The organism is Salinibacterium sp. UTAS2018 (assembly GCF_004118935.1).
Lineage (GTDB): Bacteria > Actinomycetota > Actinomycetes > Actinomycetales > Microbacteriaceae > Rhodoglobus.
In genome coordinates this window covers 714252-728286 of record NZ_CP035375.1, presented here as the reverse complement: position 1 = coordinate 728286, position 14035 = coordinate 714252, and the positions used below count along the sequence as shown (strand labels likewise).

At 61.2% G+C, this 14035-nt stretch carries 14 protein-coding genes and 1 tRNA gene; 9 read left to right on the top strand and 6 right to left on the bottom strand.

What is annotated here, in order from left to right; genetic code table 11:
• Nucleotides 1-12: 12 nt before the first annotated feature.
• The 7 genes from ESZ53_RS03445 (at nucleotide 13) to ESZ53_RS03420 (ending at nucleotide 5421) form a co-directional block, all read left to right on the top strand.
• A complete protein-coding gene (locus ESZ53_RS03445; RefSeq protein ID WP_129071554.1) occupies nucleotides 13-1074 on the top strand; it encodes an ABC transporter permease in 1062 nt (353 codons plus the stop codon).
• Nucleotides 1071-1925, top strand: coding sequence for an ABC transporter permease (locus ESZ53_RS03440; RefSeq protein ID WP_129071553.1), 855 nt, complete (start codon nucleotides 1071-1073; stop codon nucleotides 1923-1925). The genes ESZ53_RS03445 and ESZ53_RS03440 overlap by 4 nt, the downstream gene beginning before the upstream one ends.
• Nucleotides 1922-2791, top strand: a complete 870-nt coding sequence (locus ESZ53_RS03435; protein WP_129071552.1) for an ABC transporter ATP-binding protein — start codon at nucleotides 1922-1924, stop codon at nucleotides 2789-2791. Before ESZ53_RS03440 ends, ESZ53_RS03435 begins: the two co-directional genes overlap by 4 nt.
• Nucleotides 2788-3630, top strand: coding sequence for an ABC transporter ATP-binding protein (locus tag ESZ53_RS03430; RefSeq protein ID WP_129071551.1), 843 nt, complete (start codon nucleotides 2788-2790; stop codon nucleotides 3628-3630). The genes ESZ53_RS03435 and ESZ53_RS03430 overlap by 4 nt, the downstream gene beginning before the upstream one ends.
• Nucleotides 3631-3785: 155 nt before the next feature.
• A complete protein-coding gene (locus ESZ53_RS03425; protein ID WP_129071550.1) occupies nucleotides 3786-4289 on the top strand; it encodes a DUF3145 domain-containing protein in 504 nt (167 codons plus the stop codon).
• Nucleotides 4290-4291: 2 nt separating this feature from the next.
• Nucleotides 4292-4447 carry a hypothetical protein gene (locus ESZ53_RS14280; RefSeq protein WP_168187177.1) on the top strand — a complete coding sequence of 52 codons (156 nt, stop codon included), beginning with the start codon at nucleotides 4292-4294 and terminating at the stop codon, nucleotides 4445-4447.
• A 236-nt stretch (nucleotides 4448-4683) separates the two neighbouring features.
• Nucleotides 4684-5421: an SDR family oxidoreductase gene (locus tag ESZ53_RS03420; RefSeq protein WP_129071549.1), complete on the top strand. Its 738-nt coding sequence runs from the start codon at nucleotides 4684-4686 to the stop codon at nucleotides 5419-5421.
• Nucleotides 5422-5560: 139 nt separating this feature from the next.
• Here the strand turns inward: ESZ53_RS03420 and ESZ53_RS03415 are convergent, their stop codons facing one another.
• The 6 genes from ESZ53_RS03415 to aceE form a co-directional block, all read right to left on the bottom strand.
• Entirely contained in the window at nucleotides 5561-6796 is a 1236-nt protein-coding gene (locus tag ESZ53_RS03415) for a beta-ketoacyl synthase (protein ID WP_129071548.1), read from the bottom strand.
• Nucleotides 6797-6909: 113 nt separating this feature from the next.
• The gene (locus ESZ53_RS03410) at nucleotides 6910-7158 is read right to left on the bottom strand and encodes an acyl carrier protein (protein ID WP_129071547.1); all 249 of its coding nucleotides are present in this window, start codon (nucleotides 7156-7158) and stop codon (nucleotides 6910-6912) included.
• 69 nt (nucleotides 7159-7227) lie between these two features.
• The gene (locus tag ESZ53_RS03405) at nucleotides 7228-8232 is read right to left on the bottom strand and encodes a beta-ketoacyl-ACP synthase III (RefSeq protein WP_129071546.1); all 1005 of its coding nucleotides are present in this window, start codon (nucleotides 8230-8232) and stop codon (nucleotides 7228-7230) included.
• Nucleotides 8229-9149, bottom strand: coding sequence for an ACP S-malonyltransferase (locus ESZ53_RS03400; RefSeq protein WP_129071545.1), 921 nt, complete (start codon nucleotides 9147-9149; stop codon nucleotides 8229-8231). The genes ESZ53_RS03405 and ESZ53_RS03400 overlap by 4 nt, the downstream gene beginning before the upstream one ends.
• A 93-nt stretch (nucleotides 9150-9242) precedes the next feature.
• Nucleotides 9243-10391 (bottom strand): CdaR family transcriptional regulator, encoded by a 1149-nt coding sequence (locus tag ESZ53_RS03395; protein ID WP_231595171.1) that lies wholly within the window; start codon nucleotides 10389-10391, stop codon nucleotides 9243-9245.
• Between the two features lie 51 nt (nucleotides 10392-10442).
• Nucleotides 10443-13169 carry a pyruvate dehydrogenase (acetyl-transferring), homodimeric type gene (gene aceE / locus ESZ53_RS03390; RefSeq protein ID WP_129071543.1) on the bottom strand — a complete coding sequence of 909 codons (2727 nt, stop codon included), beginning with the start codon at nucleotides 13167-13169 and terminating at the stop codon, nucleotides 10443-10445.
• 177 nt (nucleotides 13170-13346) lie between these two features.
• On the opposite strand from aceE, the gene ESZ53_RS03385 reads away from it, so the two are divergent.
• Together ESZ53_RS03385 and ESZ53_RS03380 are read left to right on the top strand one after the other, a co-directional pair.
• On the top strand, nucleotides 13347-13820 hold the full coding sequence (locus ESZ53_RS03385) for a redoxin domain-containing protein (protein ID WP_129071542.1): 474 nt from the start codon (nucleotides 13347-13349) through the stop codon (nucleotides 13818-13820).
• 78 nt (nucleotides 13821-13898) lie between these two features.
• Nucleotides 13899-13971, top strand: a tRNA-Val gene (locus ESZ53_RS03380).
• Nucleotides 13972-14035: the final 64 nt, after the last annotated feature.

Genomic DNA, 14035 nt, shown 5'->3' with positions numbered 1-14035 from the left:
GGAATCTCTAGCGTGGGAAACACACCCCGCGCGACTCGCAGGTACTCGGCCAGATCACCTCTGGTCGGGTACCTGCTTCGTCGCCTCGGAACCTCAGTCCTGCTCCTCTTCGGAGTCACTATCGTCACGTTCGCTCTCGCGAACCTTGTGCCGGGTGACCCCATTGCGGCAGCGCTCGGTGAAGGGGCGGCGAGCAACCCCGCCACCGTCGAGGCCTACATCCAGGAGCGAGGGCTCGATCAGCCGCTTCCCGTGCAGTACGTCAACTACATCGGCGGACTGTTCCAGGGAGACATGGGCGTCTCGCTGCGCACAGCGCAGCCCGTGGCATCCGACCTCTCAAAGGCCGTGCCGGCCACGGTAGAAATTGCCCTGTTGGCTATCGTCGTCAGCCTGGGCGTCGGCGTGGCTCTCGGCTCCCTCGCGGCCTATCGCCGCGGCAAGCTCAGCGACCAGCTGGTGCGCGTGTTCTCGCTCATCGGCCTCAGCATCCCGACCTTCTGGATGGCACTGGTCAGCTTCAACTTCTTCTTCCTACAATTGCGTATTGCGCCCGGTTCCGGTCGGCTCTCGCCCGCGCTGGCACCGCCACCCACCGTGACGGGTTTCTACACGGCAGACGCCCTGCTGGCGGGCCAGTGGGTTACGTTCACGGATGCTCTGGCGCACCTCATGCTGCCCGTGTTCGTTCTTTCGCTCTTCACGATCGGTCTGCTCACGCGATTCGTTCGCACCTCGGTGCTCGAGGTGCTGGATGCCGACTACGTTCGTGCCGGCCGCGCCAAGGGGCTCAGCGGCCCGCGGCTGCTGTTCGGCTACGTTCTGCGCGGAGCATCGCTGCCCATCCTCACGATCGTGGGGCTCGCGTTCGGAACCCTGCTCTCGGGCACGGTGCTCGTCGAGGCCGTCTTCGCGTGGCCGGGGCTCGGCAGCTACGCCTACAACTCGGCAACCAGCCTCGATCTACCCGGCGTCATGGGCGTCGGTCTCGTCGTGGGCGTTGTCTATCTGACTATTAACTTCGCCGTCGACCTTCTTTACGGTGTACTCGACCCGAGGGTGAGGCTCGCATGAGAAAGCGTTGGCTAAAAATTCCTGCCGCGTGGATAACCCCGCTCGGTGTCATTGGTGCTGTTATCGCTGTCGCGTGGGTGGGCATTGCCTTTACCGCTCGACTGTGGGTTCCCTTTGACCCCCTGGCCCAAGACTTGCCTCGATTGCAGGCTCCCGGCATCGACACGCTCATGGGTACGGATGCTCTCGGCCGCGACATTTTCTCGCGGCTCATGACCGGCGCCGGAGTCACTATTCCGCTGGCGCTCATGCTTGTGGTGATGTCGCTGCTCGTCGGAACACTGATCGGTGCTATTGCCGGCTACTTCGGCAAGTGGGTTGACGAACTGTTGATGCGCTTGACCGACCTCGTGATGGCGTTCCCGACGGTCATCCTCGCCATGGTTGTCGCTGCGGCGCTCGGACCCTCGCTTTTCAACGCGGTGATCGCTGCCTTCGTGGTGTCGTGGCCGCAGTACGCTCGTATGACCCGCAGTATCGTGCTCGGGCTTCGCACTCAGAACTATGTGATGGCGGGGCGCATTATGGGCTTCTCGCCCTTCAAGACCCTCCGCGTTGACATCGCTCCGAACGTCGTCGGCCCCATCCTCGTGTTGGCAAGCCTCGATGTGGGAACCGCTATCCTGCTCCTCTCGGGCCTCTCCTTCTTGGGGCTCGGAGCCCAACCGCCGACGCCCGAGTGGGGTTCGATGATTTCCGCCGCTATTCAAAACTTCGACAGCTGGTGGATCGGGTTGTTCCCCGGTCTCGCCATCCTCACCGTGGTGATGGCCTTCAACTTCGTGGGTGACTCGCTGCGCGACATCTTCGATCCGACGTCACAGGTATCGCGAGCGGGGGCACGGTCATGACCGACGCAACGACACCACAGCCTGCGGATGCCGCACCCGCTGCATCCGCGCCGGTGCTGACCGTTGACGGTCTCACGATCGGCATCGGCTCGCGCAATAACGTCAAATCCATCGTCAAGGGCATCAGTATCGCGCTCACCCCCGGACGCATCCAGGGTCTCGCGGGGGAGTCCGGCTCGGGTAAGACGGTCACCTCGCTCGCGATGCTGGGCTTGCTGCCCAGTAACGCCATCGTGGGAGGCTCGATCCGTCTGGCTCATCCTGATCGCGGGGAAACCGAGCTCGTCGGCATGTCGCATCGACAGCTGAACGAGATCCGCGGCCGTCGAATCGCGATGATCTTCCAAGACCCGTCGTCGAGCCTGCACCCGCAGCTCACTGTGGGAGTTCAGCTCACCGATCACGTCACCCGTCACCTCAAGTTCTCCACGAAGCAGGCGCGCGAGCACGCTATCGCGCTGCTCGACCGTGTGCGGGTTCCCAACCCTGCCGAGGCGCTTGGGCGATACCCTCACCAGTTTTCGGGTGGTCAGCGTCAGCGGATTGCTATCGCCATTGCTCTTGCGTGCGACCCCGTGGTGCTGTTGGCAGATGAGCCGACGACCGCTCTTGACGTCACCGTTCAGGCCGGCATCCTGCACTTGCTGCGCGATCTGGCGGATGAACGTCAACTTGCCGTTCTTCTTGTGACTCATGATCTCGGAGTGATGAGTTCGATCGCCGACGACATTGCGGTGATGCGCCACGGCGAGATCGTCGAGTCGAACGATCGGCAGAGTATCTTCACCGCGCCACAGCACCCGTACACGCGTGAGTTGCTCGCGTCGCTACCGGGTGCCGCGGGTTTCCAGGAGGAAAGCGAATGAGCGAGCTGCTCGAAGTATCCGACCTCGTGATCGAATACCACGGGGCCAGCGTCGTGCGAGCGGTCGACGAAGTCTCCCTCACGATCGCTCCCGGGGAAGTCCTTGCTCTGGTGGGCGAGAGCGGCTGTGGCAAGTCGAGCTTGGCGCGAGCCGTGCTCGGTATGGAGAAGCCGCGGTCGGGCGCCGTAACGTACCGCGATGCCGAGGTGCCGCTTCTGGGCGTTCGTCGGCGCAAATCTGAGTTCACGTCGATTCAGATGGTCTTTCAAGACCCGAATTCCTCGCTGAACCCGCGCATTCGCATTGGCCAGCAAATTTCCGAGGGCATTCGTGCCGCACTGGAGCGTGGCGCAGAAGGTTCTCAGCCCGAAGAGTGGCTTGAGCGTGTTGGTCTCCCCACCGACATGGTGTCGCGCTACGCCCACGAGCTATCCGGAGGCCAGCGCCAGCGGGTCGCAATCGCACGAGCTCTGGCTGCGCGCCCCGACCTGTTGGTGGCTGACGAACCGATTTCTGCTCTGGATGCCTCGAGTCAGGCCTCTGTCGCTGACATGATGCGCAAGCTTGCGCTCGATGCCGGCGCCGGGCTGCTCTTTATCTCACACGATCTCGCGATCGTGCGGCTCATCGCTGACCGAACCGTGGTGATGTACCGCGGCAAGATTGTGGAGTCTGGCGTCTCTGACCGCATCTGGAACGACCCCGTGCATCCTTACACTCGAGCGCTTATCTCGGCGATTCCCGAGCCAGATGGCAAGGGCATCCTGCCCGCAGCTCCCGCGGCGGAGGCCCCCGAAGAGTGGCGGATGACGATGCCTGAGGCTCTAAACCGGCTCTAATCGGCACAAATGTAGTTACACGCTTGTATTTTCCCGGATTTGTCAGGGATAATGTCCCCAAGCGGTTCGCCGCACAATTTAATAGCTTGACGTGCTGTCACAGGTACCGTTCGTGGGTCGATGGGGAAGTCGCACCCAAACGGAACGGAGATATCGTGACTGCACATAACGCTCGCGGAGTGCTCTACGTGCACTCTGCTCCTCGCGCGCTCTGCCCACATATCGAGTGGGCTGCTGGTCGCGCTCTTGAACGTGCCGTGAACTTCGATTGGGATAACCAACCGGTGCTCAGGGGATCTCAGCGTGCCGAGTTTTACTGGGAAGGCCCGCAAGGCTCCGGTGCGGTACTCGCTGCGGCCCTTCGCGGTTGGGAGCACCTCCGTTTCGAGGTGACCGAAGACCCCAGCCCCGGTTCCGACGGTGGGCGCTGGATGCACACGCCCGACCTCGGGATCTTTTTTGCGCAGACCGACAGTGTCGGCAACATGGTGATCCCCGAAGATCGTCTGCGCTACGCGATGGAAGCTGCCGGTTCCGATGCGTTCGAACTGCATCGCGAACTCCGCTTGGCTCTCGGCCAGGCCTGGGACGACGAGCTTGAGTCGTTCCGTCACGCCAGTCAAGACTCTGCAGTTGTGTGGCTTCACAAGGTAGGTTGATCATGATTTCCGAACGCACCCACACTCCTGAAGTAGCGGTTGACACGCGGATTCCACTGATTGAGTGGCAAGACTGCACAGACGTCGTTCGTGACGGTCGCGATTCGCCGTTTGACGGCGAGTGCACCCTCCATGACGGATGCCGCTCCATCCTCTGAAGCGCTCTCTCTTCTGAACGCAGCACTTTCGTGTCCGCACTAAAACAGCTATCTACACATTTGTGTTGCTGTTTGTTCGCTGCGAGCGTGGCGTTCAGGTCGCATTCAGTGAACTCCCGGAGTAGCGTTGAAACGTGGCCGGAAGTATTCGGGCACGGTTGCCACAACGGACCGTCCTCGGGTCCTCGGACTATCTCCTTCCGGCTGAAACCAATTCAGTATTTGGAAGGAACATCATGTCTCGCTTTGACGGAAAAGTAGTTCTCATTAGCGGCGGCGCCCGCGGAATGGGCGAATCGCACAGTCGTGCTGTAGTCGCTGAGGGCGGCAAGGTTGTTATCACTGACGTCCTCGACGCCGAAGGCCAGGCGCTGGCGGATGAGCTGGGCTCCAACGCGGTTTACGCCCACCTCGATGTCACCAACGAAGAAGAGTGGAACGCGGCTGTAAAGCTTGCGGCCGACACCTTTGGGGGCCTCAACGTGCTCATCAACAACGCCGGCATCGTCAACTTTGGAACGCTCGATACCTACACGGCGAAAGACTGGTCGCTGATCATCGGCATCAACCTCACCGGAGCGTTCCTCGGCATCAAAGCCGCGACGCCCGAACTCGTGAAGAACGAGTCGTCGGCGATCGTCAATATCTCTTCGACCGCCGGTATGCAGGGCTACGCGGCGTTGCACGGCTACACCGCGTCAAAGTTTGGACTTCGGGGCCTGACCAAGTCGGTAGCGATGGAACTCGGTTCGCAGGGAGTTCGGGTCAATTCGGTTCACCCGGGTGGGATTCGTACGCCGATGACGGACGGTCTCGACAACGGGAACCCGGGAACGCCGATCAACCGTTTGGGCGAACCCGAGGAAGTCACCAAGATGGTCCTGTTCTTGGCCAGCGACGATTCCAGCTTCTCGACCGGATCTGAATTCATCATCGACGGCGGAACTCTCGCCGGTGAAGGTGCGGTCAACTAGCGCCACCTGGAGCGGCTGCGGGGATTTCAAAGTTTAATTCCCTCATACGCTGACAAACACATCGCCCGCTCGATCAGATGATCGAGCGGGCGATGTGTCGTTAAGTACTGAGCGGCAAAGCCGCTGAGCGCACGAGAGTTTAGACCGAACGGAAAGCCGCGACCGCGTTGTGGCCACCAAAGCCGAACGAGTTGCTGATCGCCAGCTGGGGACCTGAGCCGAGGTCACGGGGCGTCGTTACGACGTCCAGCGGAATCGCGGGATCCTGGTTGGTGAGGTTGATCGTCGGGGGAGCCGTGCGGTGGTGGAGAGCCAGGACCGTGAAGATAGCCTCGAGTGCTCCTGTGCCGCCCAAGAGGTGCCCGGTGGCGCCCTTAGTGGCTGAGACGGGGATGTTCGGCAGGTGGTCGCCGAAGATGCGCAGAAGCGCCTTGTACTCGGCGATGTCACCGACTGGTGTGCTCGTCGCGTGAGCGTTGATGTGGGTCACGTCTTCTGGCGTTGCTCCGGCAGCGTCGAGAGCGTCGCGCACAGCGCGTGCGGCGGCGGTTCCCTCGGGGTCGGGAGCCGTGATGTGGAACGAGTCACTCGTCACAGCGCCGCCAGCGAGTTCGGCGTAGATGCGAGCGCCGCGGGCGAGGGCGTGTTCTTCAGTCTCGAGAACGAGCGTTGCCGCCCCCTCACCCAGCACGAAGCCGTCGCGAGAAACGTCATACGGGCGTGATGCCGTCGCCGGATCGTCATTACGCTTCGAGAGCGCCTGCATTGAGGCGAAGGCGGCGATGGGAAGTGGGTGAACCACTGCTTCCGTTCCACCAGCGATAACGACATCCGCAAGACCCGCTTGCAGGTGAGCGTAGGCATTAGCGAGCGCTTCGGTGCTGGAAGCGCAGGCCGAGACGTCGGTGCGAGCGTAGGCACGCGACGGAATGGCCATGCTGATCGCGGCTGCAGCGGCGTTGGGCATGAGCATCGGAATCGTCATGGGCAGAACGCGACGCGGTCCTTTTTCGCGCAGGGTGTCCCACGCATCGAGGAGAGTCCACAGTCCACCGATACCGGTGGAGTAATCAACACCGATTCGCTCGGGGTCGACATCGGGTGAACCGGCGTCGGCCCAAGCTTCACGGGCAGAGATCAGAGCGAACTGGCTTGAGGGGTCGAGACGCTTGTATTCAACGCGTTCGAGAACTTCTTCAGGGCGCACTTTGGCCTGTGCAGCAAAAGTAACGGGGAGCGAATAGGTTTCTACCCATTCCTGCTCGAGCGAGCGGGCTCCCGATTCGCCAGCGAGAAGGGCGTTCCACGACTCGGTCGCGGTTCCGCCGATGGGCGTAGTGGCACCGATACCGGTGACAACGATCTTTTTGGTCATTTCACGTTCCTTTTGAGTGCATGGCTCAGAAAGCCCGCGAACGGCAGGCTTCTGGAGTGCTGCGCGGAGGCCAACCGCAACGAGTGCGGTTGGCCGTCCACGTCGAGCGGGTGTTACGCCTGAGCGGCGGTGATGAAGCTCACTGCGTCACCGACGGTCTTGAGGTTCTTGACCTCTTCGTCGGGGATCTTGACGTCGAACTTCTCTTCAGCGTTGACAACGATCGTCATCATCGAGATCGAGTCGATGTCGAGGTCATCGGTGAACGACTTGCCCATTTCAACAGTGTCGGTCGCAATGCCGGTCTCGTCGTTGATGAGCTCAGCCAATCCGGCCATAACTTCTTCAGTGGACAGTGCCATATTTTTTCTCCTTGGGATGTGAAATAACCGTTAGCCAGTGTAGGCCAGCAGCAGTGATTCTGAGGGGTACTACGGCAGAACGATTACTTGCGCGCCGAAGACGAGGCCTGCACCAAAACCGATTTGAAGGGCGAGGCCGCCGCTCAGTTCGGGGTTCTCTTCAAGCAGACGGTGAGTCGCGAGCGGGATGGATGCAGCTGAGGAGTTGCCCATCTCGGCGACGTCGCGGGCGATTACAACAGACTCGGGCAGCTTGAGCTGCTTCGCGAACTCGTCGATGATGCGCATGTTGGCCTGGTGGGGGATGAAGGCAGCGAGGTCGTCTGCGGTGATTCCCGCAACATCCAATGCTTCCTTCGCAACCTTGGCCATGTCCCACACGGCCCAGCGGAAGACTGTCTGGCCTTCTTGGCGCAGCGTTGGCCAAGCAGCATCACCTTCGCGGAAGTCGACGAGTGTCGCGTTCATCTTGATGGCGTCAGCTTTCGAGCCATCGGAGCCCCACACGGGTGCGGAGATGCCGGGGGTGTCGCTCGGGCCAATGACAACTGCGCCCGCACCGTCGGCAAGAAGGAACGAGATGCTGCGGTCGGTGGGGTCAACGATGTCAGAAAGTTTCTCGGCGCCGATCACGAGAGCGTACTTCGCCGCACCCGCACGAATGAGGGCATCTGCCTGAGTGACGGCGTAGCTGAAGCCGGCGCAGGCAGCGTTGATGTCGTATGCCGCTGCAGGGTTAGCACCCACACGGTCGGCGACAACTGCAGACATTGATGGCGTCTGCAGAACGTTGCTGATCGTCGCGATGATGACGAGGTCAATCTCGGCGGGGTCAATACCGGACTTCTCAATCGCTTCGCGAGCGGCATCGGTAGCGAGATCGACAGCAAGAATGCCCGCTGATGCACGACGACGAGTGATCATGCCGGTGCGCTGCTGAATCCACTCGTCGCTCGAGTCGATCGCTTCAACGAGCTGGTTGTTGTCAACGACGAGGTCGCCGCGGGCGGCGCCGTAGCTGTAAATCTTGGTGAACTGTGACCCGGTGGATTGGGCGAGGGTGGGTGCGGTCATGCGTTGGCCTCCATCAGGTCAAATGCTGCGGATAGATCGTCTGGGGTCTTGACAGCCACGGCAGGAATTCCGCGGAGGCCACGCTTGGCGAGGCCGGTTAGCGCGCCTGCGGGCGCAAGTTCGATGATGCCGGTGACTCCCGCATCCGCCAAGGAGTTCATGGTGAGATCCCAGCGAACCGGCGAGGAGACCTGACCGACGAGGAGATCCACGAAATGAGATCCGCTTTCGACGAGCGAACCATCACGGTTCGTGTAGATCGGCAGTGATGGATCGTGCGCCGTGAGGCCAGCCGCGACTGTCTCAAGGTGAGCGACCGCGGGTTGCATATAACGGGTATGGAACGCGCCTGCGACCTGAAGCGGCACAACGCGGGTTCCCTTGAGCGGTTCTGCGGAGAGCGCGGCTAGCGCGTCAAGCGCTCCCGCGACGACGATCTGGCCGCCACCGTTGAAGTTCGCTGGTTGAAGGCCCAACTCGGCGAGACGCTCTAGGAGGGCGGCTTCGTCTCCGCCGATCACCGCGGACATTCCGGTGGTCTCTAAGGCTGCGGCGGCCGCCATGGCTGATCCGCGCTGCACGACAAAGCGCATCGCATCGTCTTCGGAAAGGATGCCGGCAGCCGCTGCCGCCGTGATCTCGCCCACGGAGTGACCCGCAACAGCACCAATGTGCTTGCGGCGGTCCCCGGCAGTCAGCGCGCTGAGCGTGAGAAGTCCCGCCGCCACGATTAGCGGCTGAGCTACTGCGGTATCCCGGATGGTGTCGGCATCAGACGTGGTGCCGTGGGTGATCAGATCAATGCCTGCCGCTTCGGAGATCGCGCCGAGCTGCTCGCGCAGGGCGGGGTCTTCGAGCCAGGGCTCGAGAAAACCGGGGGTCTGGGAGCCCTGTCCGGGCGCTACTACAACAATCACTTAGCTAGTCTGCCAATCTTTCGTCGGAATCGCTTGGATGACCCCACCAAAGCTCGACGGGATCGTTGTGTGAACTCACCAAAGGGCGGAACGTTAGCGGGTGCGTCCAGGCTCGGGATCAGAAATTGAACCCACGATGAGGGCCGCTTGCAAGATCAACGCTTCGCGCGCTCCGGTCGCATCCCAGCCGATGACTTCGCTGACTCGCTTCAAGCGGTAACGAACGGTGTTGGGATGCACAAACAGTTCCCGCGCAGTGGCCTCGAGCGACCGACCGTTGTCGAGGTAGCACCATAACGTCGTGAGGAGGTCAGTGGAGTGAGCCTGAAGCGGCTTGTAGATCTTGTTGATGAGAGTGGAGCGAGCGAGGGGATCTCCAGCAAAAGCGCGTTCCGGCAACAGATCGTTTGCCAACGTCGGTCGGGGAGCGTTGCGCCACGAGCGCGCCACTGCAAAACCGGCTAGAGCTGCTTTAGCGCTCTTGGAGGCATCGACAAGGCTCGGCACTTCAGGGCCGAGCACGAGATGGCCGCTACCAAAGCCAGGCTCGAGTTGCTCCGCGATCGTAATGAAGGGTAGAGGTTGGTCGTCTTCGGCCTTCTCCGAGCGTGGAGCCGCACGGCCGATGACGAGCACCAGTCGAGAGCCTTGCACGCCAATGAGAACGTCGGCGTCGAGGTGACGCGCGGTACGTCGCAACTGGTCGACGTCGAGCATGCGTGGGGAGGTGCCCACGAGTACACAGACCTCGCCGTGACCGTTCCAGCCCAGAGCCGCAATGCGGCTGGGGAGTTCGTTGTCGTACTCGCCACTGAGAATCGAGTCGACGACGAGAGCCTCGAGACGTGCATCCCACAGTCCGCGCGCTTCAGCAGCGCGAGCGTATACATCGGCGGCAGCGAATGCGACCTCGCGCGAGTACAGCAGAATCGCTTCGCGAAGTACGTCGTCGTCAGCCTTGACTCGCGCTTCAACAACTTCGACCGCAATGCGGATGAGCTGCAAAGTTTGGAGCAACGACACCGACCGCAAAAGCTCGCGGGGGGCCGCGCCGAAAACGTCGGCCGCGATCCACGGGGTAGAAGTGGGGTCTTCAAACCAGCTAATGAAGCTGGTAATTCCGGCCTGAGCGACGAGCCCAACGGCGGAACGCCGCCCTGGTGGGATTTCTCCGTACCAGGGCAGCGTGTCCTCAAGACGCTTGAGCGTCGCCGTCGATAGTTCGCCCGAGATGACACGCAACCAAGCGAGCGTTTGCGCCTTGGTCTTCTGTACCGGGGGAATTGTTTTTGCCTAGCTTTCGCCGCCGGCAGAACCGGTGGTACCAGCGTTGACGTCGTGGAGGTCGTACTGCTCAATTGCTTGAGAAAGCACAGCCGGGTCCATCTCGCCGCGCTTTACGAGCGACTGCAAGGTGCGAACAACCAGCGAGTGGCTATCGATCTTGAAGAAGCGACGGGCAGCTGCGCGGGTGTCCGAGAAACCGAAGTCGTCGGCACCCAAGGTCGCAAAGTCACCGGGAACAAAAGCACGAATCTGGTCGGGGACCGCGTGCATGAAGTCAGTTACGGCGACAAATGGTCCCTTAGCATCCGCGAGCTTCGTCGTCAGATAAGGAACACGAGCTTCGTCGTTGGGGTGGAGGAAGTTATGTTCTTCTGCAGCAAGCCCCTCGCGGCGCAGCTCAGTCCAGGATGTGACTGACCACACGTCAGCGGCAACGCCCCAGTCCGTAGCCAAAATCTGCTGAGCTTCGAGAGCCCAGGGAACGGCCACGCCTGACGCCATCAACTGTGCCCGCGGGCCAGTGATAGTCGGCGATGACAGGTGATAGATGCCCTTAAGCGCGCCCTCAACGTCAAAGTTCTCGGGCTCAGCGGGCTGAACGAGAGGCTCGTTGTACAAGGTGAGGTAGTACATAACGTTGGGGTCTTCGTGCTTGCCGCCGTACATGCGTTCGATACCGGCGCGCACAATGTGGCCCAGTTCGTAGCCGTAAGCAGCGTCATAGCTGATGACCGCAGGATTGGTGGATGCCAACAGAATCGAGTGTCCGTCAGCGTGCTGCAGACCTTCACCTGTCAGTGTCGTACGACCGGCCGTCGCTCCCATGATGAAGCCGCGCGCCATTTGGTCGCCAGCAGCCCACATGGCATCGCCCGTGCGCTGGAACCCAAACATCGAGTAGAAGACATATACCGGAATCAACGGTTCGCCGTGAGTCGCGTACGAGGTGCCAACCGCGGTGAACGCAGCGAAGGCGCCCGCCTCGTTGATGCCGACGTGCACGATCTGACCCTGCGGGCTCTCCTTGTAGGCCAGCAATTGCTCGCGGTCTACCGAGGTGTAGTGCTGCCCGGCCGGGTTGTAAATCTTGGCGGTCGGGAAGTACGCGTCCATGCCGAACGTGCGTGCCTCATCCGGAATGATCGGCACGATGCGGTTACCGATCGACTTATCGCGCAGGAGGTCTTTCAGCAGACGAGCGAACGCCATGGTGGTGGCGATCTCTTGCTTTCCGGAACCCCTTTTGACGATGTCGTAGGTCTTCGCTTCAGGAAGCTCGATCTGCGTGTACTTGCTGCGACGCTCGGGAACGTAGCCACCGAGTTCGCGGCGACGCTCCTGCAGGTACTGGATGCCCTCGTCGTCGTTACCGGGGTGGTAGAACGGCGGCTGGTAGGGATCAGCTTCAAGCGCCGCATCCGTAATGGGGATGTGCATCTCGTCGCGGAACTGCTTGAGGTTAGCAAGCGTCATCTTCTTCATCTGGTGGGTCGCGTTGCGCCCCTCGAAGCTGGGACCGAGGCCGTAGCCCTTGACCGTCTTCGCCAAGATGACCGTCGGCTGGCCCTTGTGCTCACTCGCTGCCTTGAAAGCGGCGTAAACCTTGCGGTAGTCGTGGCCACCGCGCTTGAGGTTCCAGACCTGGTCGTCGCTCAGGTGCTCGACCATCTTCAGCGTGCGGGGGTCGCGGCCGAAGAAGTTTTCGCGAACGTAGGCTCCAGACTCAGCCTTGTAGGTCTGGTAGTCGCCATCGGGCGTGCGGTTCATGAGGTCGCGCAGGGCACCCTCATGGTCGTTGGCGAGCAGGTCGTCCCACTCGCGGCCCCAAATGACCTTGATGACGTTCCAGCCAGCACCGCGGAAGAAGCTCTCGAGCTCTTGAACGATCTTGCCGTTACCGCGAACAGGGCCGTCGAGGCGCTGCAGGTTGCAGTTGATGACGAAGTTCAGGTTGTCGAGCTTTTCGTTGGCGGCCCATTGCAGGGCTCCGCGGCTTTCAACCTCATCCATCTCGCCGTCGCCGAGGAATGCCCAGACTTGCTTATCGGAGACATCCTTGATGCCGCGGTTGCTGATGTACTTGTTGTTCTGAGCCTGGTAGATCGCGTTGATCGGGCCGAGGCCCATCGAAACCGTCGGGAACTGCCAGAACTCGGGCATGAGCCGCGGGTGCGGGTAGCTCGAAATACCGTTCGGAGCCTGCGACTTCTCTTGGCGGAAGCCCAGAAGCTGGTCCTCGCTCAGGCGACCTTCGAGGAAGGCGCGGGCGTACATGCCGGGGGAGGCGTGACCCTGATAGAAGATCTGGTCTCCACCGCTCTCGTGGTCTGCGCCACGGAAGAAGTGGTTGTGGCCTACTTCGTAAAGCGCGGCAGACGACGCGTACGTCGAGATGTGACCGCCAACGCCGACGCCGGGGCGTTGCGCGCGGTGCACCGTGATTGCGGCGTTCCACCGGATCCACGCGCGGTAGCGACGTTCAAGCTTTTCGTCGCCGGGGAACTCGGGTTCATCATCCTTAGCGATGGTGTTGATGTAGTCCGTAGTCGGGACCATCGGGACACCAAGATGCAAATCTTTGGAACGCTTGAGAAGACTGAGCATGATCTCGCGACCGCGCTCGTGTCCTTGTGCTGCAACGAGGGAGTCGAGTGATTCGTTCCACTCGGCGGTCTCCTCCGGGTCCTTGTCGGTGTTGGTTACCGAGTATGGGTCCTGGTCGTTTACCGTCACCGTTGACCTCTTTCGTGTAGAGAACAGAGTCGTGCGAGTCGAGGCACTACCGGGTTGCGGATGTGATGGGATCGACTACGCCCACCGATTCTAGTTGTCGAATGCGGCAAGATTCGAACCGGGGCTTTTTCTCCCGTAAACACAGGGCATTCGCTCAGTTTTCACGAAAGGTTGTGTATGTCGATTACGCCGGGGACGCGTGCGCCAAGCTTTGTGTTGCGCAATCAGCACGGCCAATCGATCGATTCGCGGGAACTTTTGACGCGTCGCGCCGTTCTCGTCGTGTTTCTGCCGTTGGCTTTCTCTCCTGTGTGCTCTCAAGAGCTTGTCCAACTCGATGACTGGCATGATGTGGCGGCCAGTGCCGGGGTCGAAGTCGTCGTGATTTCGGTGGATTCTGCCGCCACACTGCGAGCCTGGTCCGATGCCGAGAGCATCAGTCTCTCGCTGCTCTCAGATTTCTGGCCCCACGGCGCAGTCGCGCAATCATTCGGAGTTTTTCTCGACGAGAAGGGCTTTGCCCGCCGGTCGAGCTTTTTGATTGATATCAACGGAATTGTCCGCGACGTCATCTCGTCTCAATTGGGCGAGCCGCGCCAGTTTGCTGACTACCAGCGGGCAATCGAGCGGCTTTCATCTGAGCGTCGCTGACCGTTTGAGGGTGGGTGTGCAACCGCCGCTCAAATCCCGTGTAGCATTATCGAGCGCTGCTTCGCATTGCGTCGCTGCGGGCCTTTAGCTCAGCTGGTAGAGCGCCACGTTTACACCGTGGATGTCATCGGTTCGATCCCGGTAGGGCCCACCGCAACAGAAAACCCCCGTCACTGACGGGGGTTTTCTGCGTCCCGGCCTTGATCCGTCGTGCA

Bases quoted from the DNA above. Each gene is read 5' to 3' on its own strand.
- ESZ53_RS03440 (WP_129071553.1), top strand. From the start codon at position 1,071: ATGAGAAAGCGTTGGCTAAAAATTCCTGCCGCGTGGATAACCCCGCTC.
- ESZ53_RS03435 (WP_129071552.1), top strand. From the start codon at position 1,922: ATGACCGACGCAACGACACCACAGCCTGCGGATGCCGCACCCGCTGCA.
- ESZ53_RS03430 (WP_129071551.1), top strand. From the start codon at position 2,788: ATGAGCGAGCTGCTCGAAGTATCCGACCTCGTGATCGAATACCACGGG.
- ESZ53_RS14280 (WP_168187177.1), top strand. From the start codon at position 4,292: ATGATTTCCGAACGCACCCACACTCCTGAAGTAGCGGTTGACACGCGG.
- ESZ53_RS03420 (WP_129071549.1), top strand. From the start codon at position 4,684: ATGTCTCGCTTTGACGGAAAAGTAGTTCTCATTAGCGGCGGCGCCCGC.
- ESZ53_RS03415 (WP_129071548.1), bottom strand. From the start codon at position 6,796: ATGACCAAAAAGATCGTTGTCACCGGTATCGGTGCCACTACGCCCATC.
- ESZ53_RS03410 (WP_129071547.1), bottom strand. From the start codon at position 7,158: ATGGCACTGTCCACTGAAGAAGTTATGGCCGGATTGGCTGAGCTCATC.
- ESZ53_RS03405 (WP_129071546.1), bottom strand. From the start codon at position 8,232: ATGACCGCACCCACCCTCGCCCAATCCACCGGGTCACAGTTCACCAAG.
- ESZ53_RS03385 (WP_129071542.1), top strand. From the start codon at position 13,347: ATGTCGATTACGCCGGGGACGCGTGCGCCAAGCTTTGTGTTGCGCAAT.